The following is a 25,115-nucleotide window of genomic DNA, read 5'->3' as shown; positions in this document are numbered from 1 at the left end:
GGTGAGCGAGGTGCGGCGGGCCGGGCGGCCCGTACGATGCACAGATGTTCCACGCACCACTCGCATCCCACGCCCGCATCCCCAAGGCGGAGCTCCACCTGCACATCGAGGGCACCCTCGAACCCGAGCTGGCCTTCGAGCTCGCCGCGCGCAACGGCATCACCCTGCCGTACGCCGACACCGAGGAGCTGCGGCAGGCGTATCTCTTCGCCGACCTGCAGTCCTTCCTCGACCTGTACTACGCGCTGATGGCCGTCCTCATCACCGAGGACGACTTCGAGGCGCTCGCCGACGCCTACCTGGCGCGCGCCGCGGGACAGGGCGTGCGGCACGCGGAGATCTTCTTCGACCCGCAGGCGCACATGGCGCGCGGCGTGGAGATGGGGACCGTCGTGGAGGGCCTCTCGCGGGCCCTCGCGCGCGGCGAGGAGCGGCACGGGGTCTCCACGAAGCTCATCATGTGCTTCCTGCGCGACCAGTCCGCCGAGTCGGCGATGGAGACGCTGGCGGCCGCGAAGCCGTACCTCGACCGGATCGTCGGGGTCGGGCTCGACTCGGCCGAGGTCGGCAACCCGGCGTCGAAGTTCCGTGACGTGTACGAGGCCGCGGGCGAGCTGGGCCTGCGCAAGGTCGCGCACGCGGGCGAGGAGGGCGACCCGTCGTACGTGTGGGAGGCCCTGGACGTCCTCGGGGTCGAGCGCGTCGACCACGGCCTGCGGTCCATGGAGGACCCCGAGCTGGTGGCCCGCCTGGTCCGCGACCGGATCCCGCTGACGCTGTGCCCGCTGTCGAACGTACGGCTGCGCACCATCGACGTCCTGGTGGACCACCCGCTCGTCGCGATGATGGACGCCGGGCTGCTGTGCACGGTCAACTCCGACGACCCGGCCTACTTCGGCGGCTACGCCGGGGACAACTTCGCCGCGGTGCGCGAGGCCCTCGACCTGGACCACGAACGGCTGCGGGAACTGGCTCGCAACTCGTTCGTGGCCTCCTTCCTGGACGGCAGCGCCGAGGAAGAGGAGCGCAGGGCGCGCTACATCGCCGAGGTCGAGGCGTACGCGTTCGACGACTGAACCGTCCGAACCGCCTGATCCGACTGACTCTCCTGTCGGGGGCCCGCCGTCGTGAATCCGGCCTGTACGGGGTCGGGCTGCGCCTCTTCGATGGCGGCGGGCACCTCGATCTCCACCACCGGCTGCTCGGGCAGCCCGGACGGCGGGACGATGGCGCCCACCGGGGCACCGCTGCGGCGCCTGGCCGCCCCGGCGAACAGCGGGCGGCCGCCCGTGTGCAGGGTGACCGCGGTCAGCGGCACCGCCAGCAGGAGCAGCAGCACGGCGAGCACGGCGCCCATCGCGGGGAAGCCGACGCTCTGCGACAGGGAACTGCCGACCAGCGGGCCGCACGCCGTGCCCAGCGAGGACGCCGAGCCGACCAGGACCGCCCAGCGGCCGCGCGGGTCCAGGGACGCGCCGAGGCCGAGCAGGTAGGAGAGCACCACCGGGTACAGGACGTTCCAGGCGATCTCGCCGGTGGCGAAGGTGGCCAGGCCGTCCGCGCGGGCACTGAGCGCGATGCAGCAGGCGATCGCCGCCGTGCCCGCGCCGATCGGCACCGCGCGGCCGATCCGGGCGCCGAGCGCGCCCGCGCCGAGCACACCGAGCAGTCCGGCGCCGAGCGCGATCGCGAAGACCGAACCGACGGCGACCTCGGACAGGCCCGCCTGCTCGGTGCCGATGCGGCTGCTGACGCCCCACAGGGAGTTCTGCGCCATCGACCAGCAGACGATCACCGTGGCCAGGACCATCCCTGAACGGGCGTAGGGGAGCGGAGACTTGGGGGCCCGGGCCGCGCTGTTGTCCGGCCCCGCCGGGGCGTCGAGGCGGTGCGTCGCGGGCCACACGGTGAGCGCGGTCAGGGCGAGCGCCGCGAACGGCAGGGTGTGTCCGGTGCTGACGCGCGGGATCGTCAGATACAGCGCGCCCGCGAGCGCGGAGACCGTCAGCAGGCCCAGCGTCGAGGCGCGGTGCGGGTCCTTCTGGGCGGCGATCCCGGTGGCGGCGACGGCCGTCGCGGTGCCCGAGCCGAAGCCGCCGATCATCGCACCCGCGACGACCAGCGGGACGGCGGAGGAGAGGGCCGCGGTGCCGTAGCCCACGGTGGCGAGGAGCAGTCCGGCGCGGGCGGCGCGGCGGGCGCCGACGCGTTCGACGCGGGCCGCGAGCGTGAGGCCCGCGGTGGCCGAACTCAGCAGCAGCGCACTGCCGATGAGACCGGCCTGAGGGGGAGAGAGGCGCAGGCTGACGGCGAGACGGCCGACAACCGTGGGCAGGAGATAGGCGGCGAGGTACCCGGCCGTGAAGAGGGCTATGAGGGCGGGCCGGGGGGTGCGCGAGGACACGGGCGTTCCTGTAGGACGGCCCCCTGCCTTGGACGCTGTTTTGGGCAAGGGGGTGGTAAGGCGGGGGAGTTTGGGAGCGCGACGTCTTTGCGAACGGGACCGAACCGGGGACGTCTGGGCGCGGCCAATTTGTATCAAGCCGAAGGCCCCGCACAGAAGGCGGGGCCTTGTGACCTGGGACACATTCAGTTTGGGGGTGGTTCGGCCGGGTAGTTGCGCGCTTCATCTCTTGCCTCATCTATCGAGATTCGATAGATTTCCATCGTGGATCGATGGGGAGATGGGTCATGGGGAAGCTGACCGTGCGCGCGCTGCGCGCCGTGCTCGTGGTGGTGCTCACCGGCACCGTGTTCGTACAGGCGTTGATGGTGTGGGCCTTGGTCAGTGGGAACGATCCGGAGGACGGATCGCTCCCGCTGACCCCGCTGCGCGTGGTCACGGTCCTGGGGGTCGGGGCGGCCCAGGTCGCCCTGGTCTGCGTATGGCGACTGGTGACGATGGTGCGACGCGGGACCGTGTTCTCCCACGCCGCCTTCCGGTACGTGGACGGCATCATCGGCGCGATCGTCGCCGCCGCTCTCGTGTGGTTCGCGGTCACGGCCCTGAACGCGCCCGGCCAGCGGGACGATCCGGGCGTCACCCTCATCATGGGCGGGATCGGCCTGGCCGTCCTGGGAGTCGCGCTGATCGTGCTCGTGCTGCGGATGCTGCTCGCCCAGGCCGTCGCCCGCGACGTCGAAGCGGCGCGGATGCAGGCCGAGTTGGACGAGGTGATCTGATGCCGATCGCCGTCGACATCGACGTGATGCTGGCCAAGCGGAAGATGTCCGTGGGCGAACTCGCGGACCGCGTGGGGATCACCCCCGCCAACCTGGCGGTCCTCAAGAACGGCCGCGCCAAGGCGGTGCGCTTCGCGACGCTCGCCGCGCTCTGCGAGGTGCTCGAGTGCCAGCCGGGCGACCTCCTTCGCTGGGAGGCCGAGGACGACATGTCCTAGCGCCAGTCGGGGGTCCCCGAGCCGCCCCGGTGGGTCGCCGTCTCGATCTTCGAGCGGATCTCGCGCATCACCGCCACGATGCGCTCCTCGTGCTCCGGTGTCAGCCGTGCGACCGGCACCGAGCAGCTGATCGCGTCGTGCGCGGGCACGGCGTAGTGCAGGGCGAAGCCGAAGCCGACGATGCCGGCCACGCCCTCCTCGCGGTCGATCGAGTGACCGCGGGCCCGGGTCGCCTCCAGGTCGGCGGCGAGCGCCTCGCGGGTGGTGTGCGTGTTCACGGTCGCCCGGACGTACGGGCCCTTCGGCAGCTCCGCGTCCGGGCGCTCGGCGAGCAGCGCCTTGCCGAGCGCGCCGACGTGCGCGGGCAGCCGGCGGCCGACCCGGCTGATGGTCCGCAGGTACTCGTGGGACTCGCGGGTCGCGAGGTAGGCGACATCGAACCCGTCCAGCCGGCCCAGGTGGATCGTCTCGCCGAGCGCCGTGGACGCCTCGTCGAGGAAGGGGCGCACGGTGCGCACGTACGGGTCGGTGTCCAGGTAGCTGGTGCCGGTCAGCAGGGCGTGGATGCCGATGCCGTACAGCGAGCCGGTGACGTCGGTGCGCACCCAGCCGCGCGCGATCAGCGTCTGCAGCAGCGCGTACATGGAGCTGCGCGGCACGGCCAGCTCGTCCGCGAGCTCCTGGAGGCGGGCCGGGCGGTCGCCGCGCGCGGCGAGCACGTCGAGCAGCTCGACGGTCCGGGCCGCGGACTTCACCTCACGGACACCACGGCTGCGCTGTTCCTCCTCTGACATGGGCCGATCGTAAGCCGATGCCTCCGACCCATTGACGCCCGGTGTTCGCGTATCTAATCTCCGTCTACATGTGTGGATGGCATCTACGTACGGAGACAGCGGATGGAAGGGCGGGATGGCGGCGATGGTGAACGGTGACGTCGTGGAGCGGCTGCGCGAGGGCATGGCGAACGGGGTGCTCTCCTTCCCGCTGACCAGCTTCCGCGCCGACGGCTCGCTCGACCTGGAGTCCTTCCGGGAGTACGTCGCCGCGCAGGCGGCCACCGGGCCCGGCGCACTCTTCCCGGCCTGCGGAACCGGCGAGTTCTTCTCCCTCGACGAGGACGAGTACCGGCAGGTCGTCACGGCCGCCGTCGAGGAGAGCGCGGGCCGCGTGCCCGTCGTCGCCGGGATCGGCTACGGCTGGGCGCAGGCCGTCCGGTTCGCGGCGATCGCCGAGGAGGCCGGCGCCGACGCGCTGCTCGTGCTGCCGCACTACCTCGTCTGCGGCCCGCAGAGCGGCCTCGTCGGCCAGGTCGAGCAGATCGCGAGCCGCACACGCCTCCCGCTCATCGTCTACCAGCGCGACCAAGTCACCTTCAACGCCGAGTCGTTGACGGCGATCGCCGCCCTGCCGAACGTCATCGGCCTCAAGGACGGCCACAGTGACCTCGACCGGCTCCAGCGCCTCACCCTCGCCGCGCCCGACGGCTTCCTCTTCTTCAACGGGGCCGCCACCGCGGAGATCCAGGCACGCGCGTACGCGGCCGTGGGCGTCCCCGCCTACTCCTCGGCCGTGCACGCCTTCGCGCCGGAGATCGCCGCCGGGTTCTTCACCGCCCTGCGCGACGGGGGCGACGCTCAAGTCGACCGGCTGCTCCGGGAGTTCTACGTCCCGTTCGTCGAGATCCGCGACCGCGTCCCCGGCTACGGCGTCTCCCTCGTCAAGGCCGCCGCCCGGCTGCGCGGCCGCCCCGTCGGCCCCGTCCGCGCCCCGCTCGCCGACCCCACCCCGGCCGACCTCGCCGACCTGGAGCGCGTCCTCGCCGCCGGGCTCGACCTCGTATCCGCCCCGTCCGATTCCGCCCCGACCGGAGCCGCCCGATGACCGATCTCACCATCACCGACGTCCGCCTCACCCCGATCCTCGTCGCCGACCCGCCGCTCCTGAACACCCAGGGCCTGCACCAGCCGTACACGCCCCGCCTCATCGTCGAGGTCGTCACGGCCGACGGCGTCACCGGCGTCGGCGAGACATACGGCGACGCCAAGTACCTGGAGCTGGCCCGGCCTTTCGCCGAGCGGCTGACAGGCCGTCAAGTCAGCGACCTCAACGGGCTGTTCGCCATCGCCGACGAGGTCTCTGTCGACGACGCGCGCGTCGACAACCAGGTCGACGTCGGCGGCCTGCGCGGCGTCCAGACCGCCGACAAGCTGCGTCTGTCCGTCGTCTCCGGCTTCGAGGTGGCCTGCCTCGACGCGCTCGGCAAGGCGCTCGGCCTGCCCGTGCACGCCCTGCTCGGCGGCAAGCTCCGCGACTCCGTCGAGTACAGCGCGTACCTCTTCTACAAGAACGCCGACCACCCCGACGGCATCCCGAGCGAGAAGGACGACTGGGGCGCCGCCCTCGACCCGGCCGGTGTCGTCGCCCAGGCCCGCCTCTTCCACGAGCGCTACGGCTTCGAGTCGTTCAAGCTCAAGGGCGGCTGCTTCGAGCCGGACCAGGAGATCGCCGCGATCAAGGCCCTCGCCGAGGCGTTCCCCGGCAAGCCGCTGCGCCTGGACCCCAACGGCGCCTGGTCCGTGGAGACTTCGCTCAAGGTCGCGGCCGAGCTCAAGGACGTACTCGAATACCTGGAGGACCCGGCGCTCGGCACACCCGCCATGGCCGAGGTCGCCGCCAAGGCCGGGGTGCCGCTCGCCACCAACATGTGCGTGACAACCTTCGCGGAGATCCAGGAGGCCTTCACCACCGGCGCCGTACAGGTCGTCCTCTCCGACCACCACTACTGGGGCGGCCTGCGCAACACCCAGCAACTCGCCGCGATCTGCCGCACGTTCGGAGTCGGCGTCTCCATGCACTCCAACACCCACCTCGGCATCAGCCTCGCCGCGATGACCCACGTCGCGGCCACCGTCCCCAACCTCCACCACGCCTGCGACTCCCACTACCCGTGGCAGTCCGAGGACGTCCTCACCGAGCGCCTCACCTTCCGGGACGGCAAGGTCGCCGTGTCCGACGCGCCCGGCCTCGGCGTCGAACTCGACCGCGCCAAGGTCGAGTCGCTCCACCAGCGGTGGCTCGACGAGAACTACGCGCACCTGCGGGACCGCGACGACGCCGCCGCCATGCGCGTCCTCGACCCGGAGTGGGTCACCCCGTCCGTGCCCCGCTGGTAACTCCCGGCGCGGGGGCGGCAGTCGGCCGCCCCCTCGCCGGACATCCCCCTCTCCTGCCCCACGACCGGAGCCGCTCGTGTCTGCAGCAGTGCCCAGGGGCTCGTCGGTAGAGCAGGGCGGCACAGGCTCGGGACGTCACGTCGATCTCCCCAACGTCTTGGACCTCAGCCATCAATTGGGTCACCCCACGGCGAGCAACCGGGTCCGCGAGAGCGGCGGCGGTTTAGCCGCAAGGGGGAGTGCGAAGATCTGGCTCACCCGCATCATGATCAGCTGGGGTGTCGTCGCCACCGGGATGGCCTTCGTGAACAGCGCGGAGATGTTCTACGCGCTGCGCTTCCTGCTCGGCGTGGCCGAGGCCGGGTTCTTCCCGGCCGTCATCTACTACTTCTCGCGCTGGCTGCCCGACTCGCACCGCGGCCGGGCCACCGCGATCTTCCTGATGGGCTCGGGCACGGCGACCGTCATCGTCGGCCCGATCTCCGGCGCCCTGCTGGAGATGCACGGCGTCTGGGGCCACTCCGGCCGGCAGTGGATGTTCTTCATCGAGGGCGTCGCCTCCGTCGTGCTCGGCTTCGTCGTCTTCCGGTTCCTCGACTCCTCGGTGGAGAGCGCCACCTGGCTCACCCAGGAGGAGAAGGACGGACTCGCCACCGTCATCGACGCCGAGCAGAAGGAGCGCGAGGCGGGACGCGGCACCGAGCGGGTCTCCCGGTGGAAGCCGCTCGCCGATCCACAGATGCTGATCTTCCTGTGGATCTACTTCGCCATCAACGTCGCGCTGTACGCCGTCACCTTCTGGCTGCCGTCCATCGCCGACGACATCGGCGGACTCACCGACTTCCAGGTCGGACTGCTGACCGCCGTGCCGTGGCTGTTCGCCATCGCCTCCGTGTACGTGTCGGGGCGGCTCTCCGACCGGCTCGGCAAGCGGCGGCCGATCCTCGTCGCACTGCTGCTGCTCGGCGGCGCGGGCACCCTGCTCGCCGTGTTCGTCTCACCCTGGGTGGGGCTCGGCGCGCTGTGCCTCGCCGCCATGGGGTTCAAGCCTGCCTCGCCGGTCTTCTGGACCATCCCGCAGAGCTACCTCGACGCGCGGGCCGCCGCCCCCGGCATCGCCCTCATCAACTCCATCGGCAACCTCGGCGGGTTCGTCGCCCCCACCGCCTTCGGGATCATCGAGGACACCACCGGGTCGACGAAGGGCGGGCTCGTCGGCCTCACCGTCGTCGGCTTCCTCGCCGCGCTCAGCGTGCTGCTCGTCCGCGGCGGCGGGCGCAACGACACGGCGCGCCCGGCACGCCGCCCGGCGGCCCGAGCGGGTACCCGCACCGCCCCGGACGCGACCGCGCACCGCGTCACGATCCGCCCGGAACCGGGCGCCACGTGACGTAGTGCCACGTACCGATGGCAACTACAGGGGTACGGGACCGCCTTCGTGCACACTGTGCGGACCCGTACCCCTGCAGGAGCACCGACGTGACCCCTACCGACCCGGCCCACGTGGACCCCCTGGCGGCGCTGCGCACCCCCGCCGATCCGCCCTGCGACGTGTATCTGACCGGCACCGTCTTCCTCGACATCATCTTCACCGGCCTCGACTCGGCGCCCGTGCGCGGCACCGAGTCCTGGGCACGCGGCATGGGTTCGAGCCCCGGCGGCATCGCCAACATGGCGGCCGCGCTCGCCCGCCTCGGGCTGCGCACCTCGCTCGCCGCCGCCTTCGGGGACGACCACTACGGCGAGTACTGCTGGGACACCCTCGAACAGGGCGAGGGCATCGATCTCGGCTACTCCCGCTCCGTCCCCGGCTGGCACTCGCCCGTCACCGTCTCCATGGCGTACGAGGGCGAACGCACCATGGTGAGCCACGGCCACGAGCCGCCGCCGCAGGAGCCCGCGCCGCGCTGCCCGCCGCGCGCCAGAGCGGCCGTGGCCTCGCTGACGCCGGGCGCCGACCAGCCCTGGGTGGGCGAGGCCGCACGCCACGGCACCCGGATCTTCGCCGACGTCGGCTGGGACGAGACCGGGCGCTGGGACCTGGCCGCGCTGCCGGACCTCGGCCAGTGCGAGGCGTTCCTGCCCAACGCCGAGGAGGCCATGCGGTACACCCGCACGTCCTGCCCGCGCGCCGCAGCGCACGCGCTCACCGAACACGTACCGCTGGCCGTCGTCACGCTCGGCGCCGAGGGCGCCTACGCCGTGGACGGCCGCACCGGCGAGACCGCCTCCGTCCCCGCCATCGCCGTCGAGGCCCTCGACCCCACCGGCGCCGGGGACGTCTTCGTCGCCGGATTCGTCACCGGCACCCTGGCCCACTGGCCGCTCGCCGACCGCCTCGCCTTCGCCGGACTCACCGCCGCGCTCTCCGTCCAGGAGTTCGGCGGCTCGCTGTCGGCACCGGGCTGGTCGGAGATCGCCGCGTGGTGGAAGCACGTCCAGTCGTACGAGGCCCAGGACCTGGCCGCCCTCAACCGGTACGCCTTCCTGAACCCGCTGCTGCCCGAGACATCCCGGCCGTGGCCGCTGCGCCGGGCGGTGCCGACGATCGGCTTCGGGCGGTCCGCGTAAAACCGCTTGTCGGAGTGGCGGCGGCCGTGCCACAGTGAACGCCGCCGTCACCCGACAGCGACCACCACTTCTCATCCTTCAAGGACTGAAGCCCATGAACTCGGCGACCGCCAGCGGCCGCCGTCGGTACTGAGCCCGTCTTCGTACGGCTCGGTTCCGGGCGCCCACGCCCTCCTCACGGCGGCCCCACGCACGCATTTCCTTCTGCCTGCTTCATCACGTGAGGACACCACCATCACCATGGACTCCGACGTCCAGCGTTTCACCGTCGCCCACCTGCGCCGTCGCCCCGAGCCGGTGGAGACCGGCGGCTTCGTGCTCGGGATCGACCCCGGCACCACCAGCCCCTACGTCAACTACGCCAGCCCGCTGCCCGGCGCCGCCCCCACCGCGGCCGACGTGGCGGCCCTGATCGCCGCGTTCCGCGACCGGGACCTGGTGCCGCGCCTGGAGTTCGCGCCGGACGCCGCGCCGCGGGCCGCCGAGGCGCTGGCCGCCGCGGGCTTCACGCCCGAGGCCGAGCACACCTACCTGGTCTGCACCCCGGACACGCTCGCCGTGCCCGAGGACGGCCCGCGTGTGGAGGCGCCGACGACCGACGCCGACTACACGGACCTCGACGCGGCGCTCGCCGAGGCCTTCGGCGGCGAGTTCCCGCCGTCCCCGGAGGGCGCGGCCCGGCTGCGGCGCACCGCGGACACGGGCGGCGCCGTCCGCCTGGTCCGGGCCGCGGACGGCACCGTCGCCGGGGGAGCCCTGTGCAGCCCGCCCGCCGCGGGCACCGCCGAACTCGCCGGCGTCGGCACCCGCCCCGCCCACCGCGGCCGGGGCATCGCCGCCGCCGTCACCGCGGAGCTGGCCCGCACCCTGCTGCACGAGGGCGGCGCCGGATCGGTCTGGCTGGAGTACGGCGGCCAGGACTCCCGGCGCGTCTACGAACGCGTCGGCTTCGAGCCGCGCGGCACCCGGCTCTACCTGCGCCTGGAGGCCTGACGTGCGCGGCGTCGGCGGGCCGGGTCAGCCGACCTGCCCGCCGGCGCCGGAGCGCCCGGCGGGCACGGCCTCCAGGGACACCGTCACCTCCTCGCGGACCTGCTCCCCGAGCGCGCCGGCCACCGCGTCGGTGATCGCCACGACCAGCCGTGCCGCGGCGTCCGGCACCTGCGGGTGCCGGTAGGCCCCTTCGCGCAGGCTCAGGGTGACGGTCGGGGCGGCCCGCGTGATCGTCGTGCCGCCGATGGCACGCCGGTGCGCAGGGATGCCGACGAGATCGACGGCGACCAGGTCGCGGAATCCGTCGCCGAAGACGCTGCCGACCGCGTCCGTGAGCTCGCTGATCAGGGCCTTCTCGGTTGTGTCGGTGAGGGCGGACTCGGTGATGTGCACCGTGAAGTGGGGCATGGTGGAATCTCCCGTGGTCGGGGACCTGTGGGTGAGAACCGCGGCCGCGATTACCTTTGCAAGCAAAGCACCTTTGTCATCAAAGGTAAATGGTGAGGGTGAGAGGTGTGTGCGTGATGGCCGGACCGGGCGACGTCGACGCGACGGTGCGGGAGCTGCTGCTGCTCATGCCACGGATGGCGGGGCGCGTGAAGCGCATCCCCGTCCCGGAGGCGCTGCGCTCGCAGGCGCTGGCGCCGCGCCATCTGTCGCTGCTTGCCTGCCTGTTGTTCGACGGCCCCATGACCGTCAACGACCTGGCCGCGCGCCTGGAGGTCGCCCCCACCACGGTCAGCCTGATGGTCGGGGACCTGAGCGGCAAAGGAATCCTGGAGCGGCGCGAGGACCCGGCCGACCGGCGCCGCAGGATCGTCGCCATCGCCCCCGACCAGCATCCGGCGATCGACGCCTGGCTCGCCCCCGGGGCCGGCGCCTGGCGCCGCGTGCTCACCCCGCTGACGCCCGCGCAACGGCGGCTTTTCGTCGACACCCTGCGCGCCTACGAGGCCGCGGTGGCCGAGGACAACGAAGGCTGAGCCCACTCCGGTGCACCGGCGTCCGGAAAAGCCTTCGGCGCTGTCAGTGTCGCGTCGTAGGCTGGAGCGCGTCAGACATCGGCTGTCACAAGGAGACTGCGGCCCTCAGAGCCCGCCCATGACGCAGACACCATCCAGCTCCCGCGCACGGTTCACGGTTCCGGCGAAGCACCCCATGGTCGAGGTGCTCGGTTCGGGTGACGCGTTGCTGCGAGTGATCGAGCAGGCCTTCCCGGAGGCCGACATCCACGTCCGGGGCAACGAGATCAGTGCGACCGGAGAGCCCGCCGAAGTGGCCCTCGTCCAGCGCCTGTTCGACGAGATGATGCTGGTTCTGAGGACGGGAGCACCGATGACGGAGGACGGCGTGGAGCGTTCCATCGCCATGCTGAAGGCGACGCAGAACGGCGAGGGGGACGGCCAGGAGACCCCGGCCGAGGTCCTCACGCAGAACATCCTGTCGTCGCGTGGCCGCACCATCCGCCCCAAGACGCTGAACCAGAAGCGGTACGTCGACGCCATCGACAAGCACACCATCGTCTTCGGCATCGGCCCCGCCGGTACCGGCAAGACGTACCTGGCGATGGCGAAGGCGGTCCAGGCCCTCCAGTCCAAGCAGGTCAACCGCATCATCCTGACCCGCCCGGCGGTCGAGGCGGGCGAGCGCCTCGGCTTCCTGCCCGGCACGCTGTACGAGAAGATCGACCCGTACCTGCGCCCCCTGTACGACGCGCTGCACGACATGCTCGATCCGGACTCGATCCCGCGGCTGATGGCGGCGGGCACGATCGAGGTGGCGCCGCTCGCGTACATGAGGGGTAGAACTCTTAATGACGCCTTCATCATCCTCGACGAGGCCCAGAACACGAGCCCCGAGCAGATGAAGATGTTCCTCACCCGGCTCGGCTTCGAGTCGAAGATCGTCATCACGGGTGACGTGACGCAGGTCGACCTGCCGAACGGCACGAAGTCCGGGCTCCGCCAGGTCCAGGACATCCTGGAGGGCCTCGACGACGTGCACTTCTCGCGCCTGTCGTCCCAGGATGTCGTGAGGCACAAGCTGGTCGGCCGTATCGTCGACGCGTACGAGAAGTACGACACCGAGCACGGTACGGAGAACGGCACCTCCAAGGGCCGTCCCAGAGGGAAGTAGACGAGCACCACCATGTCGATCGACGTCAACAACGAGTCCGGAACCGAGGTCGACGAGCAGGCGATCCTCGACATCGCCCGCTACGCCCTCGCGCGGATGCGCATCCACCCGCTCTCCGAGCTCTCGGTGATCGTCGTGGACACCGACGCCATGGAGCAGCTGCACGTGCAGTGGATGGACCTGCCGGGGCCGACGGACGTCATGTCGTTCCCGATGGACGAGCTCCGGCCGCCGATGAAGGACGACGAGGAGCCCCCGCAGGGGCTCCTCGGCGACATCGTGCTCTGCCCGGAGGTCGCGAAGAAGCAGGGCGACGACGCGCCGACGCAGCACTCCATGGACGAGGAGCTGCAGCTGCTCACCGTCCACGGCGTGCTGCACCTGCTCGGTTACGACCACGAGGAGCCCGACGAGAAGGCCGAGATGTTCGGCCTCCAGGCGGCCATCGTGGACGGCTGGCGCGCGGAGAAGGGGATCGAGGGGCCGTCGCCGGCCCCGACCGTGTCATGAGCCTCTCCCTCATCGCGGGCGCCGTCGCACTGGTCGTCGTCGCCTGGCTGGCGGCCTGTGCCGAGGCGGGCATCGCCCGTACGTCGAGTTTCCGCGCCGAGGAGGCCGTACGGTCCGGGCGGCGCGGCAGCGCGAAGCTCGCGCAGGTCGCGGCCGATCCGACGCGGTATCTGAACGTCGCGCTCCTGGTGCGGGTGGCGTGCGAGATGGCGGCCGCCGCCCTCGTCACGTACGCGTGCCTGGAGGAGTTCAGCGAGACCTGGCAGGCGCTGCTCGTCGCGATCGGCGTGATGGTGCTGGTGTCCTACGTGGCCGTCGGGGTCTCCCCGCGCACCATCGGCCGCCAGCACCCGCTGAACACGGCGACGGCGGCCGCGTACGTCCTGCTGCCACTGGCACGCGTCATGGGCCCGATCCCGCCACTGCTCATCCTCATCGGTAACGCGCTGACGCCCGGCAAGGGCTTCCGCCGCGGCCCGTTCGCCTCCGAGGCCGAGCTGCGCGCCATGGTGGACCTCGCCGAGAAGGAGTCCCTCATCGAGGACGACGAGCGCCGTATGGTGCACTCCGTCTTCGAGCTCGGCGACACCCTGGTCCGCGAAGTCATGGTCCCGCGCACCGACCTGGTCGTCATCGAGCGGTACAAGACGATCCGCCAGGCCCTCACCCTCGCCCTGCGGTCCGGGTTCTCCCGGATCCCCGTGGTCGGGGAGAGCGAGGACGACGTCGTCGGCATCGTGTACCTGAAGGACCTGGTCCGCAAGACCCACATCAACCGTGACTCCGAGGCCGAGCTGGTCTCGACGGCGATGCGCCCGGCGACCTTCGTCCCCGACACCAAGAACGCCGGTGACCTGCTGCGCGAGATGCAGCAGCTGCGCAACCACGTCGCCGTCGTCATCGACGAGTACGGCGGCACGGCCGGCATCGTCACCATCGAGGACATCCTGGAGGAGATCGTCGGCGAGATCACCGACGAGTACGACCGGGAACTGCCGCCGGTGGAGGAGCTCGGCGACGACCGCTTCCGGGTCACCGCGCGCCTCGACATCGGCGACCTCGGTGAGCTGTACGGCATCGAGGAGTACGACGACGAGGACGTGGAGACCGTCGGCGGACTGCTCGCGAAGGCGCTCGGCCGGGTGCCGATCGCGGGGGCGTCGTCCGTCGTCGAGCTGCCGGACGCGCGGCGCCTGCGGCTGACCGCGGAGTCCGCGGCCGGCCGCCGGAACAAGATCGTGACGGTACTCGTCGAGCCGGACCCCGCACCGGAGCCCGGCCCCGAGGGGGAGAAGGCCACATGACCCCGCAGGAGCTGCGCGCGCTCTGCCTGTCGTTCAACGCGGCGGCGGAGGAGTTTCCGTTCAACCCGGAGACGTCCGTCTTCAAGGTCCTCGGCAAGATGTTCGCCCTGACCGCCCTGGACGCGCGGCCCCTGACGGCGAACCTGAAGTGCGACCCGGACGACGCGGTACGCCTGCGCCGGGAGTACGAGGGCGTGATCGTGCCGGGCTGGCACATGAACAAGCGGCACTGGAACACGGTGACGGTGGGCGACCTGCCGGACCGGTTCGTCCGGGAGCTGGTCGAGGACTCGTACGACTTGGTGGTGGCGGGCCTGCCGAGGGCGGAGCGGCTGCGGCTCGATCGGGGTTGAGTATCGGCGCGCGGCTCGTGGTGCGCCGCGCGTGCGCCCCGAAATGGCCCGACTGCCCCTCCCCAACGGGCGGACACAGCGGCAGAATGGAGTGACGGTACCCAACGACGCCACCGCTCCGGGTAATCCTGCCAGGGAAGTCGGAACGGCAGCGTCTGTCCTGGGCATCCGCCGCTATCGGCCCCGGTCGTCAGGCTGGGGCCGATTGCTGCTACACGAAGGGCAGAATCCACTCCTCGGCGATCTTGTGGATCGCGATGAGGAGATTGATCAACGGGATGGCCAGTGCCATCCGCTCGCCCCATGTGCGCTTGGTCTTCTGCGGTCGGAGCCCTCCTTCCTCTGCCTGGTGCTCGGCCATGGTCACTCGACCCCTTTCCGGGACCGCCGGGGCAAGTCGCCGTCCTTTTGCGGGAGTTGGGTTGCGGTGCTGATCAACTCCTTTGTGGATCAAGGTTGTTGATCGGACATACTTCATCAGCTTCTCTCTCAGCGTATCCTCGTGGTCGCGAAAAGCACAGTGCCTAACGGATACTCCTCTATGGCGGGTCCCAATCTGCTACATAGCAGAGTGCGGAGTAAGGTTAGGGTGTGCGCAGCACACCCGGTGTGCGGAGTGCACGCATGGGTTCGCGCGATGGTTGAAGTGTTGCAACTAAGAGGTCTCGATGAGTCGTATGGATAACTGCTATGTTGCACAAAGCTGGATGCGGTCGGGGGTGAAGCAGGCATGGCGGTAACAAGCCCGGCGCTGCTGCGGCTACAGCTGCGCACCGAGCTCCGCAAGGCGCGGATCGCGGCAGGCCTGACTCAGCGGCAGGTCGCCGACCGGATGGAGTGGAGCCCGTCCAAGCTCATCCGGATCGAGGCGGGCGAGGTCGGCATCTCCGTCAACGATCTGCGTCCGCTCGCCGCGGCGTACGGCATCTCGGACCGGCGCAAGCTGGAGGAGCTGCTCGACATGGCCCGCGGGAGCCGGCGCATGCCGTTCACCGAGTACCGGGACCTGTACAGCAAGGACTTCATGCAGCGCCTTGCTCTGGAGTCGGCGGCGTCTGTCCATCGGCAGTTCGCGTCCCTGCTGCTGCCTGGTCTGCTGCAGACCGAGGAGTACATGCGGGCCGTGATCGGCGCGTACGGCAAGGACATGGCCGAAGAGGACGTGGACCGCACGGTCGAGTCGCGCCTCGCCCGTCAGGAGGTGCTGGACGAGGAGGACGGGCGCGAGTTCAGTTTCGTCCTGGACGAGTCTCTGCTGCGTCGGGTGACGGGCGGACGGGGGGTGATGCGCGCTCAGCTGGAGCATTTGGCCGAGCTGTCCGAGCGTGCGCACGTCACGATTCAGGTCCTGCCGTTCAGCGTCGGTGCCCACCCCGGCATTCAAGGTCCGTTCTCGCTGTTCGAGTTCAAGGCCGAGGGGATGGAGGACGCCCTGTTCCTGGAGGACTCCCGGGGCATCACCATCGCCTCGACCTCCCCGGAGGAGACCAGGCAGTACCTGGAGCGTTTCTGGGAACTGGAGGATCTGTCGCTGAAGGACGGTGTCGGTGTGGTGCTGCGACGCCTCGCGGCGCGCGTCGCGGAGGGAGGGGACGAGCTGGAGGCGCTGCTGCAGCAGGACCCCGGCTGAGCGGACGTCACTGCCAACTTGTCGCCAACTCGGCCTGAACATCGCCAAGTTGGCGGGAATTGTCATGCCTGCGTGCATGGGTTCTGCACGTACCATGAGAGTTCTGCCGTGTGACCCACGGCGCTGTACGGGGGACGCCCCCGGCTGGGCGGTCCACAACCGGGGTGGAGGTCGAGGGTGACTCAGGCATGGGCATGGCGCAAGAGCAGCAAGTCCGCGCAGACGGACGACTGCGTCGAGGTTGCCTGCACGGGCGCCGGGATCCGCGTCCGCGACTCGAAGCGCCGAGGTGACGTCATAGCCGTGGCCCCTGCCGCTTGGGTTTCCTTCCTCCGGTCCTTGCCGGGCGCGTCGTTCGCCAGGGGGACGGAGTCGTAGGAGGCAGGGGCGATCACTGTGAGCGCCCCGGTCGGCGGCTCCGATGGACGGGCAGAACTCAGCCGAGCCCCGGCCCCGCGATCCACGTCTTCCCCGCCTGGCGGCGGGCCTCCGCGAAGGCGCGGGGCGCGTCCTCGAACGCGTACCGGCTGGTGAGCGCCACGGACGGGCGGACGCGGTCGGCGATGACGTCGTCCAGTGCGGCGCGGAAGTCGTGCGGGTGGTCGTAGATCAGGGAGCCGCGGATCGTGAACAGGCCGCGCACCACCTGCTCCATCGTGAGGGGGAGCGGGGCCGCGTCAAGGCCGACCAGGGTGATCGTGGCGCCGGCGGCGAGGCGTGCGATGCCTGATCGGAGGGCGGGGGCGGCGCCCGTCGTCTCGTACAGCCAGCCGAAGCCGTGGTCGTCGTCGCGGGCCGCGGTGGCGCCGAGGGCGACGGCGCGGGCGAGGCGTTCGGGGTGCAGTTCGACGACGACGGGCTCGATGCCGAGGGCCAGGAGCGACTGGCTGACCAGGAGGCCCTGCGCGCCCGCGCCGAGCACCAGGGCCCGCTCTCCCTTGGGGATCCCGCTGCGCTTCACCGCCGTGCGCGCCACCACGTACGGCTCGAACGCGGCCAGGTCCTCGACGGCCAGCTCCTGCGGGACGACGTGGGCGAAGGGGGCCGGGACCGCGAACCGCTCGGCCAGCAGGCCCGGGGCGTTCATGCCGACGACCGCGCGGCGCGGGCAGGCCGAGGTCAGGCCGCGGCGGCAGTCGGCGCAGGCCAGGCACGCGTAGTTCGGCTCGACGACGACGCGTCTGCCCACCTCGTGGCCGGTGACGGCCGACCCCTTCGCGACGATCCGGCCGAACGCCTCGTGCCCGACCACCCAGGGCGTGCCGGGGACGGCGCGATGGCCGTCGTACAGGGAGAGGTCGGAGCCGCAGATGCCGAGTCCTTCGAGCGCGACGATCACGTCGTCGGGGCCGGGGGCCGGGTCCGGCAGGTCGTCGACGACGGTGAGGTGGTGGGGGGCGGTGAGGACTACGGCCTGCATGTGCGGCTCCTCGGCGGGAACGTCAGAAACGGGCGGCCTATTGTACGAACCAGTTAGTTATTTAAGGTCACGGTAAGAAGCGGGCGTCCCGGCGTCAAGCCGCCGCAGGCCGCTTCCTTATGCTCAGCCCATGACTGACAGCACCGACCTCGGCCCCGAGGACCGCAAGATCGTCACCCTGGCCCGTTCCGCACGGGCCCGCAACGGTGTGCCCGAGGGCGCCGCCGTGCGCGACGAGACCGGGCGTACCTACGTCGCGGGCACCGTCGCCCTCGACTCCCTGAAGCTCAGCGCGCTGCGGACCGCCGTCGCCATGGCCGTGGCGTCCGGCGCGCAGTCCCTGGAGGCGGCCGCCGTCGTCTCGGCGGCGGACGCGGTGCCGGCCGACGACCTGGCCGCCGTACGCGATCTGGGCGGGGCCGGCACCCCGGTGTTCCTGGCGGCGGCGGACGGGACGCTGAAGGCCGCGATCGAGGCCGGCTGAGCCGGGACGTTCCAAGAGGTGTGCGAGGTGTGCGTCACAGCGGAAGGCTTCGGCCCAGTGCTGAGGCGGCTTCCGCCGTTCGGGCGTGAAGACGCTCACGTCGGCCCCGGGCCGGGACTTTGGTCCCGGCCCGTCGTGTCGGCGCCGAAGGGCGCGCGGGCCTTGCGGGGCAAGGGGTGAGTGGCTTCGGGCCGGGACTTTCGGCCCGGGGCGGCGAGTGCCGAGAAAAGGACGGAAGTCCCGTCGATGGGACTTCCGCCTTATGGGGCGAACCGGGACACGACGGTCATGGTGGAGCAGTCGCCCGGCGCCGATGCGCTTCGCAGCGTCCCGTCCACGGGAAGCGCCGGACACTCCCCGTCCCCGAACAAAGGCTTTTCCACGTGCTCTCCACCGCTCGCAAGACCTCGTCCCGTGTCCGCACCCTCGCCCTCTCCGGCGTCCTCGCCGGTGCCACCGGCATGATGGTGCTCGCCGGCACCGGCTCCGCCTCCGCGGCGACCACCGCCGCCCCGGCGAGCTCGTGGGACTCCGTCGCCCAGTGCGAGTCCGGCGGCAACTGGTCCGCGAACACCGGCAACGGGTTCTCCGGCGGCCTGCAGTTCACGCAGTCCACCTGGGCCGCCTACGGCGGCACCCAGTACGCCCCCAGCGCTCACCAGGCGAGCAAGGGCGAGCAGATCAACGTCGCCAACAAGGTCCTCGCCTCCCAGGGCGCGGGCGCCTGGCCGAACTGCGGCGTCAGCCTGTAATCAGCGGCCCGTCGTGGCGATGGCGACGGCCCACGGGCGCGGCTCAGATCGCGTCCGGGCCCCGCTCGCCCGTCCGCACCCGCACCACGCTGTCGACGGGCACGGCCCACACCTTGCCGTCGCCGATCTTCCCGGTCCGGGCCGCCCGCACGATGGCATCCATCGCGGGCTCCGCGTCCTCGTCCCCCACGACGACCTCGATCCGGACCTTCGGGACCAGGTCGACCTGGTACTCGGCGCCCCGGTACACCTCGGTGTGGCCGCGCTGGCGGCCGTAGCCGCTGGCCTCGGTCACCGTCAGGCCGTGCACGCCCAGCTCCTGCAGCGCCGTCTTGACCTCGTCGAGGCGGAACGGCTTGACGACCGCGGTGATCAACTTCATGACGTGGCCTTTCGGGCGACGGGAGCGGCGCTCAGGACGCCGTGATCGTACGCACTCTCCGCGTGCACCGTCTGGTCCAGCCCCGTCATCTCGTCCTCGGCCGACGCCCGGAAGCCCAACAGCCGGTCGACGGCCTTCCCGATGCCGTACGTGACGACGAAGGTGTACGCCGCCACGACGAGTACGGCGAGCAGCTGCTTGCCGAGCTGGCCGAGGCCGCCGCCGTAGAACAGGCCCTCCTTGGCCGCCGAGCCGGTCATCGCCGACGTCGCGAAGAGGCCGATGAGGAGCGTGCCGACCACACCGCCGGCGAAGTGGACGCCCACCACGTCGAGCGAGTCGTCGTAGTCGAAGCGGAACTTCCAGGCGACGGCGTACGAGCAGACCACACCGGCCGCGAGGCCGACGGCCGCCGCGCCCAGGACGCCCACGACCCCGCACGCCGGGGTGATCGCGACCAGGCCCGCCACCGCGCCCGACGCCGCGCCGAACGTGGTCGGGTGCCCGTCCCGCTTCTGCTCCACGAAGAGCCAGCCCAGCAGACCCGTGCAGCCCGCGATCAGGGTGTTGAAGAGGGACGCGGCCGCGGTGCCGTTCGCGCCGAGGGCCGAGCCGCCGTTGAAGCCCAGCCAGCCGAACCAGAGCAGGCCCGCGCCCATGACCACCATCGGCAGGTTGTGCGGGCGCATGGCGTCCTTCTTGAAGCCGATCCGCGGGCCGAGGACCAGGCACAGGGCCAGTCCGGAAGCGCCCGAGGCGATCTCCACGACGAGCCCGCCCGCGAAGTCCAGCGCCCCCAGACGATTCGCGATCCAGCCGCCCGGACCCCAGACCCAGTGCGCCACGGGAACGTATACGAGCAGCGCCCAGAGGGGTACGAAGGTCAGCCACGCCCCGAACTTCGTGCGGTCCGCGACCGCTCCGCTGATCAGCGCCGCCGTGATGATCGCGAAGGTCAGCTGGAAGGTGGTGAAGAGGAAGGTGGGGACGGTCCCCGTGAGCGAGTCGGGGCCGATGCCCGCCATTCCCGCGTGCGACAGATCACCGATCAGGCCCGCGAACGCGTCGTCGCCGAACGCGAGCGAGTATCCGGCGACCAGCCACACCACCGTCACGAGAGCGATCGAGACGAAGCTCATCATCAGCATGTTCAGGACGCTCTTCGTGCGGACCATGCCGCCGTAGAACAGGGCGAGGCCCGGCGTCATCAGCAGGACGAGCGCGGTCGCGGCGAGCAGCCAGGCGGTGTCGCCGGTGTCGAGGGCGGGGCCTTTGGCGGCGGAGAGGATCTCGGTCGTGGCAGGCATGCGTGCCAGCGTCACCGGGCCGCGTTTCCGAATCCCTACCCGGGCGTTTCCGCCGTGTTTCGTGTTGCCGCGGGGTTACCGGAAGCTCACGGTGCTGCGGCCCTCCGCACATCAGGGACAATGGGCGCCATGAGCGTTCACACCCCCGCTGCCGGACCCGCCCACCGCGCCGGCTTCGCCTGCTTCGTCGGCCGCCCCAACGCGGGCAAGTCCACCCTCACGAACGCTCTGGTCGGCAAGAAGGTGGCGATCACCGCCGACCAGCCGCAGACCACGCGGCACACCGTGCGCGGCATCGTGCACCGCGAGGACGCCCAGCTGATCCTGGTGGACACCCCCGGCCTCCACAAGCCGCGCACCCTGCTCGGCGAGCGCCTCAACGATGTGGTGCGCACCACGTGGGCCGAGGTCGACGTCATCGGCTTCTGCCTGCCCGCCAACGAGAAGCTCGGCCCCGGCGACCGGTTCATCGCCAAGGAACTCGCGTCCATCAAGAAGACGCCGAAGATCGCGATCGTCACCAAGACCGACCTCGTCGACAGCAAGCAGCTCGCCGAGCAGCTCATCGCCATCGACCAGCTCGGCAAGGAGCTCGGCTTCGAGTGGGCCGAGATCATCCCGGTCTCGGCCGTCGGCGACAAGCAGATCGACCTGCTCGCCGACCTGATCGTGCCGCTGCTCCCCGAGGGCCCCGCGCTCTACCCCGAGGGCGACCTCACCGACGAGCCCGAGCAGGTCATGGTCGCCGAGCTGATCCGCGAGGCCGCGCTCGAAGGCGTACGGGACGAGCTGCCGCACTCCATCGCCGTCGTCGTGGAGGAGATGCTGCCGCGCGAGGACCGGCCCGCCGACAAGCCGCTCCTCGACATCCACGCCTTCGTCTACATCGAGCGGCCCAGCCAGAAGGGCATCATCATCGGCCCGAAGGGCAAGCGCCTGAAGGACGTCGGCATCAAGTCCCGCAAGCAGATCGAGGCCCTCCTCGGCACGCCGGTCTACCTCGACCTGCACGTCAAGGTCGCCAAGGACTGGCAGCGCGACCCGCGCCAGCTGCGCAAGCTCGGCTTCTAGCTCCCCTGGTGACCTGTGGGTGACAGGTCCTGGAGGCCTATCACCCGCAGCAGTTCGAGCCGTTCGTACGTGTCCGTGCCCGGCCGCGCCGAATGCACCACCAGCAGCTGGCCGTGGCCGTACCCGTCGCCGAGCAGCACCTCGCAGTCCAGGTCCAGGACGCCGACCACCGGGTGCACGAACCGCTTCGGCGACGGACGGCGCACGGTCACCTCGTGCGAGGCCCACAGCTCCTCGAACTCCCTTGAGGCCGCGCGCAGTTCGGCCACCAGCGTGGCCGGGCCCGGGTCGTCGGGGCGGGCCGCGGCGACCGCGCGCAGGCTCGCCACGTGGGCGCGGCCGTGCATCTCGTGGTTCTCCGGCGGGCACAGGGCCCGGCCGGTCGGGTCGGTGAACCAGCGGCGGATCATGTTCGCGCCCACCTGGTCGCCGGTCAGCGCCATTGACATCGTGTTCTGCGCCAGCACCTCGCCCCAGTCGCTCAGCACCGACGCGGGCAGGTCGTGCAGCCGGTCCAGGATCATCAGCAGCCCGGGGCGTACGTGCCCGGACGCGCCGCCGGGCCGCGGCGGCTCCTGCCCCGCCAGATGGAACAGGTGGTCGCGCTCGGCGTCGGTCAGGCGCAGCGCGCGGGCCAGCGCGCCGAGCATCTGCCGCGACGGGTGCGAGCCGCGGCGCTGTTCGAGCCGCGCGTAGTAGTCCGTGGACATCCCGGCGAGCTGGGCCACCTCCTCGCGGCGCAGCCCCGGTGTACGGCGCCGGGCGCCGGCGGCCAGGCCCACGTCGGAGGGGCTGAGCCGGGTGCGGGCGCGGCGCAGGAAGTCGGCGAGTTCGGCACGGTTCACCCTTCCAGGGTCGCGCAGCTCCGGGCCCGCGACCAGCCCGTATCCAGGGAGCGCCGGTCCCTGGATAAACGCGTCTCTCCCGCTTCGCCCGCGCCGCCCGCACGGTGGAGTCATGGCTACGAAGAACGCGAAGAGCACAGACAACACGGAGGCGGCCATGGTGATTCTGGTGACCGGAGCGACCGGACAGGTCGGACGGCGGTTCGTGCCGCGGCTGCTGCAGAACACGGCGCCCGGCGACCGGGTGCGGGTCCTGGTGCGGGACGCGGCCCGTGGCGAGCGGTTCGCGGAGCTCGGCGCCGAGGTGGTCGTCGGCGATCTGCGCGACACCGACGTGCTGGGCAAGGCGACGGCCGGTGCGGACGCCGTGGTGAACGTCGCCGCGGCCTTCCGCGGAGTGCCGGACGAGGAGGCGGTCGCCGTCAACCGGGACGCGGCCGTCGAGCTCGGACGGGCCGCGGTGGCCTCGGGCGTACGACGGTTCGTGCAGGTCAGCACGGGGCTCGTGTACGGCTCCGGGCGCGGGCGTCCGATGGTCGAGGGCGACGAGACGGTGCCGGGCGGCACCATGTGGGGCGCGTACCCGCAGTCCAAGTGGGAGGCGGAGCAGGCGCTGGTGGCGATGGACGGCCTGGAGGACCTGCGCATCGGGCGGCTGCCGTTCGTGTACGGCGACGGGGACCCGCACATCGCCGACGCGATGCGGTGGGCCCCGAACTGGCCCGCCATGCAGCGCCTGCACATGGGCCACCACGCGGACGTGGCCCAGGGCCTGCAGCGACTGCTGTACGCGCCGGGGGCGAGCGGCGTCTACAACATCGCCGACGACGCGCCGGTGACCACGGTCGAGATCTTCCAGCTGAACGGGGTGCCGGTGCCGCCGGAGGTCTACGAGAAGGAGGTCCCGGACCCCTGGCACTCGGTGATGTCGACGACCCGCATCCGTCATGAGCTGGGCTACCGCCCCCTGTTCCCGTCGGTCTGGACCGCGCGGGACGCGGGAGCGCTCTGAGCTCCGCGGGGACCGGGGCGGGCGCAGCCTGAAGCGCTCACCCCGCGCCGGGGCGCCGCCTTGCCCACCCTGCCGCCCAATGGGGTCTCCCCTGCTCGAGCGAAGTTCGAGAGCTTGGGGAAGGCAGATTGCCCAAGGCTGGGCGGGCGCGGCGCACCCCGTGATCAGGCCCCTTCCTTCAGGACCCGGGTGATCAGTCTGCGCTGGTCCTCGGTGAGTCGGGGGTCCGCGCAGTACACGGTCCGCCCGTCCACGGTGATGGTGTAGCTGAACCCGTCCGGCACCCCTATGGGCGGCGTGCCCCGGCCGGAGGCCAGCGCCTTCTCGGCCAGGGCGTGCCACTCGCGGGCGTCGGCGCGGCCCGCCGTGTCGACCTCCGCGTGGCGGTCGATCCCGGCGAAGCCGCCCGTGCGTTTCACCTGAATCCGCATGGGTTCCTGTCTACTCCGGTCGGCGCCTACTGAGTAGGCACCCCGACCTGCTCCCACGCCTTGAGCACCGACTGGTACTCCTCGCCGGACTGGTAGCGGTCCTTCGCGGCCTTCACCGTCGCCTTGGCGAAGTCGGTGAAGGTGCAGTCCGGCTTCAGCTCGCCGCCGGTCAGGGTGTCGTACCAGATCACCCCGGCCCGCTCCCACGCGTGCCCGCCGAGCGCCTCGGCCAGGATGTAGAAGGCGTGGTTGGGGATGCCGGAGTTGATGTGCACGCCGCCGTTGTCCCGGCCGGTGTGCACGTAGTGGTCCATGTCGGCCGGCTGCGGGTCCTTGCCGAGGACGTCGTCGTCGTACGCCGTGCCGGGCGCCTTCATGGAGCGCAGGGCGACGCCCGTGACGCGCGGCGCGAGCAGCCCGGCGCCGATCAGCCAGTCGGCCTCGGCGGCGGTCTGGCCGAGCGTGTACTGCTTGATGAGCGAGCCGAACACGTCGGACATCGACTCGTTCAGGGCGCCCGACTGATCGAAGTAGGCCAGGTTCGCCGTGTACTGCGTGACGCCGTGGGTCAGCTCGTGGCCGATGACGTCGACGGGGATGGTGAAGTCGAGGAAGATCTCGCCGTCACCGTCGCCGAACACCATCTGCTCGCCGTTCCAGAAGGCGTTGTTGTAGTCCTCGGAGTAGTGCACCGTCGCGTTCAGCGGCAGACCTTCGCCGTCGATCGAGTGGCGGGCGAACTTCTCCAGGAACAGCTCGAACGTCGCGCCGAGGCCCGCGTACGCGCGGTTGACGGTCGCGTCCTTGCCGGGCTTGTCGCTCTCGCCGCGCACCTTGCGCCCCGGCAGCGCGGTCTGGTGCCGGGCGTCGTAGACGGTGCGGTGCGGCCTCGTCGCCGCGGCATCGGCGGGCGGCGCCAGTGCGGGGGCGCCGACCACGGTCGTGATGCGGCGCTGGGTGCGCTCGTAGGCGTCGCGCGCCAGGGACCTGCGGGCCCTGGCGGCGATCGCGGAGTCCTCGGCCCTGGCGGCCTTGTCCTGCATGTGCGGCGGCACGATGGTGCAGAAAACGGGTTCGAACCCCGTCGGGTTCCCCGTTGAGTTGGCGGTCATGCGAGGCAATGTGGCACTGGGTCATGCCGCTGTCACTACCTGCAGCCATGATTAGTGAAATAGAGGGATGGATCACCTCTTACCCGTTACCTTCTTGCGGTCCCGCATACTGATACGGGTCTTCGCGTCCGGCGCGACTCGGCTAGGCTGCGTCGCATCATGCGTTTCGGGCTGCTTCTCCTTAGCTGCCGCGGCGAGGGCCTGTAGTCGAGGCCGACCCCCTCCCCG

29 protein-coding genes are annotated in these 25,115 nt (G+C 71.2%); 19 read left to right on the top strand and 10 right to left on the bottom strand.

Annotated elements, in window-relative coordinates:
• Nucleotides 1-44 precede the first annotated feature (44 nt).
• Nucleotides 45-1,076, top strand: a complete 1,032-nt coding sequence (locus B072_RS0118105) for an adenosine deaminase (protein ID WP_018531375.1) — start codon at nt 45-47, stop codon at nt 1,074-1,076.
• Here B072_RS0118105 and B072_RS0118100 read toward each other — a convergent pair.
• Nucleotides 1,037-2,404 (bottom strand): MFS transporter, encoded by a 1,368-nt coding sequence (locus B072_RS0118100; protein ID WP_018531374.1) that lies wholly within the window; start codon nt 2,402-2,404, stop codon nt 1,037-1,039. The genes B072_RS0118105 and B072_RS0118100 overlap by 40 nt on opposite strands.
• 287 nt (nt 2,405-2,691) lie before the next feature.
• On the opposite strand from B072_RS0118100, the gene B072_RS0118095 reads away from it, so the two are divergent.
• Complete coding sequence (locus B072_RS0118095; RefSeq protein WP_018531373.1) at nt 2,692-3,183, top strand: DUF2975 domain-containing protein; 492 nt, start codon at nt 2,692-2,694, stop codon at nt 3,181-3,183.
• Complete coding sequence (locus B072_RS0118090) at nt 3,183-3,401, top strand: helix-turn-helix domain-containing protein (protein ID WP_018531372.1); 219 nt, start codon at nt 3,183-3,185, stop codon at nt 3,399-3,401. Before B072_RS0118095 ends, B072_RS0118090 begins: the two co-directional genes overlap by 1 nt.
• On the opposite strand, the gene B072_RS0118085 is transcribed toward B072_RS0118090, so the two are convergent.
• Nucleotides 3,398-4,195 (bottom strand): IclR family transcriptional regulator, encoded by a 798-nt coding sequence (locus B072_RS0118085; protein WP_026245982.1) that lies wholly within the window; start codon nt 4,193-4,195, stop codon nt 3,398-3,400. The two genes, B072_RS0118090 and B072_RS0118085, sit on opposite strands and share 4 nt — an antisense overlap.
• Before the next feature lie 115 nt (nt 4,196-4,310).
• Here B072_RS0118085 and B072_RS0118080 point away from each other — a divergent pair, with 115 nt between their 5' ends.
• From B072_RS0118080 to B072_RS0118060, 5 genes are all read left to right on the top strand, one after another.
• Complete coding sequence (locus B072_RS0118080; protein ID WP_018531370.1) at nt 4,311-5,282, top strand: 5-dehydro-4-deoxyglucarate dehydratase; 972 nt, start codon at nt 4,311-4,313, stop codon at nt 5,280-5,282.
• The gene (locus B072_RS0118075; protein ID WP_018531369.1) at nt 5,279-6,574 is read left to right on the top strand and encodes a glucarate dehydratase family protein; all 1,296 of its coding nucleotides are present in this window, start codon (nt 5,279-5,281) and stop codon (nt 6,572-6,574) included. The genes B072_RS0118080 and B072_RS0118075 overlap by 4 nt, the downstream gene beginning before the upstream one ends.
• Before the next feature lie 265 nt (nt 6,575-6,839).
• A complete protein-coding gene (locus B072_RS0118070; RefSeq protein WP_018531368.1) occupies nt 6,840-7,964 on the top strand; it encodes an MFS transporter in 1,125 nt (374 codons plus the stop codon).
• 89 nt (nt 7,965-8,053) lie between these two features.
• Nucleotides 8,054-9,145, top strand: a complete 1,092-nt coding sequence (locus B072_RS0118065) for a PfkB family carbohydrate kinase (protein ID WP_018531367.1) — start codon at nt 8,054-8,056, stop codon at nt 9,143-9,145.
• Nucleotides 9,146-9,385: 240 nt separating this feature from the next.
• Nucleotides 9,386-10,138, top strand: a complete 753-nt coding sequence (locus tag B072_RS0118060) for a GNAT family N-acetyltransferase (protein WP_018531366.1) — start codon at nt 9,386-9,388, stop codon at nt 10,136-10,138.
• Between the two features lie 24 nt (nt 10,139-10,162).
• On the opposite strand, the gene B072_RS0118055 is transcribed toward B072_RS0118060, so the two are convergent.
• Nucleotides 10,163-10,546 (bottom strand): tautomerase family protein, encoded by a 384-nt coding sequence (locus B072_RS0118055; protein WP_018531365.1) that lies wholly within the window; start codon nt 10,544-10,546, stop codon nt 10,163-10,165.
• Nucleotides 10,547-10,662: 116 nt separating this feature from the next.
• Between B072_RS0118055 and B072_RS0118050 the strand changes: the two genes are divergently transcribed.
• From B072_RS0118050 to B072_RS0118030, 5 genes are all read left to right on the top strand, one after another.
• Entirely contained in the window at nt 10,663-11,121 is a 459-nt protein-coding gene (locus B072_RS0118050; protein ID WP_018531364.1) for a MarR family winged helix-turn-helix transcriptional regulator, read from the top strand.
• Between the two features lie 118 nt (nt 11,122-11,239).
• Nucleotides 11,240-12,274 (top strand): PhoH family protein, encoded by a 1,035-nt coding sequence (locus B072_RS0118045; protein ID WP_018531363.1) that lies wholly within the window; start codon nt 11,240-11,242, stop codon nt 12,272-12,274.
• A 12-nt stretch (nt 12,275-12,286) separates the two neighbouring features.
• Complete coding sequence (ybeY, locus tag B072_RS0118040) at nt 12,287-12,784, top strand: rRNA maturation RNase YbeY (RefSeq protein WP_018531362.1); 498 nt, start codon at nt 12,287-12,289, stop codon at nt 12,782-12,784.
• On the top strand, nt 12,781-14,088 hold the full coding sequence (locus B072_RS0118035; protein ID WP_018531361.1) for a hemolysin family protein: 1,308 nt from the start codon (nt 12,781-12,783) through the stop codon (nt 14,086-14,088). Before ybeY ends, B072_RS0118035 begins: the two co-directional genes overlap by 4 nt.
• Nucleotides 14,085-14,441, top strand: a complete 357-nt coding sequence (locus tag B072_RS0118030; RefSeq protein WP_018531360.1) for an MmcQ/YjbR family DNA-binding protein — start codon at nt 14,085-14,087, stop codon at nt 14,439-14,441. The genes B072_RS0118035 and B072_RS0118030 overlap by 4 nt, the downstream gene beginning before the upstream one ends.
• Nucleotides 14,442-14,652: 211 nt before the next feature.
• On the opposite strand, the gene B072_RS48210 is transcribed toward B072_RS0118030, so the two are convergent.
• A complete protein-coding gene (locus B072_RS48210; RefSeq protein ID WP_158689206.1) occupies nt 14,653-14,802 on the bottom strand; it encodes a hypothetical protein in 150 nt (49 codons plus the stop codon).
• 369 nt (nt 14,803-15,171) lie between these two features.
• Between B072_RS48210 and B072_RS0118020 the strand changes: the two genes are divergently transcribed.
• Together B072_RS0118020 and B072_RS0118015 are read left to right on the top strand one after the other, a co-directional pair.
• Complete coding sequence (locus B072_RS0118020; protein WP_018531358.1) at nt 15,172-16,071, top strand: helix-turn-helix domain-containing protein; 900 nt, start codon at nt 15,172-15,174, stop codon at nt 16,069-16,071.
• 177 nt (nt 16,072-16,248) lie between these two features.
• Nucleotides 16,249-16,449 carry a DUF397 domain-containing protein gene (locus tag B072_RS0118015; RefSeq protein WP_018531357.1) on the top strand — a complete coding sequence of 67 codons (201 nt, stop codon included), beginning with the start codon at nt 16,249-16,251 and terminating at the stop codon, nt 16,447-16,449.
• Between the two features lie 58 nt (nt 16,450-16,507).
• Here B072_RS0118015 and B072_RS0118010 read toward each other — a convergent pair whose 3' ends face one another.
• Entirely contained in the window at nt 16,508-17,491 is a 984-nt protein-coding gene (locus tag B072_RS0118010; RefSeq protein WP_018531356.1) for a zinc-dependent alcohol dehydrogenase, read from the bottom strand.
• A 130-nt stretch (nt 17,492-17,621) separates the two neighbouring features.
• Here B072_RS0118010 and B072_RS0118005 point away from each other — a divergent pair, with 130 nt between their 5' ends.
• A complete protein-coding gene (locus tag B072_RS0118005) occupies nt 17,622-17,975 on the top strand; it encodes a hypothetical protein (RefSeq protein ID WP_018531355.1) in 354 nt (117 codons plus the stop codon).
• Nucleotides 17,976-18,358: 383 nt separating this feature from the next.
• On the top strand, nt 18,359-18,727 hold the full coding sequence (locus tag B072_RS0118000; protein ID WP_018531354.1) for a transglycosylase family protein: 369 nt from the start codon (nt 18,359-18,361) through the stop codon (nt 18,725-18,727).
• A gap of 43 nt (nt 18,728-18,770) precedes the next feature.
• Here the strand turns inward: B072_RS0118000 and B072_RS0117995 are convergent, their stop codons facing one another.
• Both B072_RS0117995 and B072_RS0117990 read right to left on the bottom strand, forming a co-directional pair.
• A complete protein-coding gene (locus B072_RS0117995; RefSeq protein WP_018531353.1) occupies nt 18,771-19,109 on the bottom strand; it encodes a P-II family nitrogen regulator in 339 nt (112 codons plus the stop codon).
• Nucleotides 19,106-20,416, bottom strand: a complete 1,311-nt coding sequence (locus B072_RS0117990) for an ammonium transporter (RefSeq protein ID WP_026245981.1) — start codon at nt 20,414-20,416, stop codon at nt 19,106-19,108. The genes B072_RS0117995 and B072_RS0117990 overlap by 4 nt, the downstream gene beginning before the upstream one ends.
• A gap of 120 nt (nt 20,417-20,536) precedes the next feature.
• Between B072_RS0117990 and era the strand changes: the two genes are divergently transcribed.
• On the top strand, nt 20,537-21,487 hold the full coding sequence (gene era / locus B072_RS0117985) for a GTPase Era (protein ID WP_018531351.1): 951 nt from the start codon (nt 20,537-20,539) through the stop codon (nt 21,485-21,487).
• Here era and B072_RS0117980 read toward each other — a convergent pair.
• Nucleotides 21,484-22,332 carry a helix-turn-helix transcriptional regulator gene (locus tag B072_RS0117980; RefSeq protein ID WP_018531350.1) on the bottom strand — a complete coding sequence of 283 codons (849 nt, stop codon included), beginning with the start codon at nt 22,330-22,332 and terminating at the stop codon, nt 21,484-21,486. The two genes, era and B072_RS0117980, sit on opposite strands and share 4 nt — an antisense overlap.
• Nucleotides 22,333-22,489: 157 nt before the next feature.
• Here B072_RS0117980 and B072_RS0117975 point away from each other — a divergent pair, with 157 nt between their 5' ends.
• Entirely contained in the window at nt 22,490-23,344 is an 855-nt protein-coding gene (locus tag B072_RS0117975) for an NAD-dependent epimerase/dehydratase family protein (protein WP_026245980.1), read from the top strand.
• A gap of 164 nt (nt 23,345-23,508) precedes the next feature.
• Here the strand turns inward: B072_RS0117975 and B072_RS0117970 are convergent, their stop codons facing one another.
• Together B072_RS0117970 and B072_RS0117965 are read right to left on the bottom strand one after the other, a co-directional pair.
• Complete coding sequence (locus B072_RS0117970; RefSeq protein WP_018531348.1) at nt 23,509-23,775, bottom strand: protealysin inhibitor emfourin; 267 nt, start codon at nt 23,773-23,775, stop codon at nt 23,509-23,511.
• Between the two features lie 26 nt (nt 23,776-23,801).
• Entirely contained in the window at nt 23,802-24,887 is a 1,086-nt protein-coding gene (locus B072_RS0117965; RefSeq protein ID WP_018531347.1) for a M4 family metallopeptidase, read from the bottom strand.
• Between the last annotated feature and the right edge of the window lie 228 nt (nt 24,888-25,115).

Origin of the sequence: Streptomyces sp. HmicA12, assembly GCF_000373565.1 — a bacterium.
Taxonomy (GTDB): Bacteria; Actinomycetota; Actinomycetes; order Streptomycetales; family Streptomycetaceae; genus Streptomyces.
The sequence above is the reverse complement of the archived record's forward strand: the minus strand, read 5'-3'. Positions and strand labels throughout refer to the sequence as shown.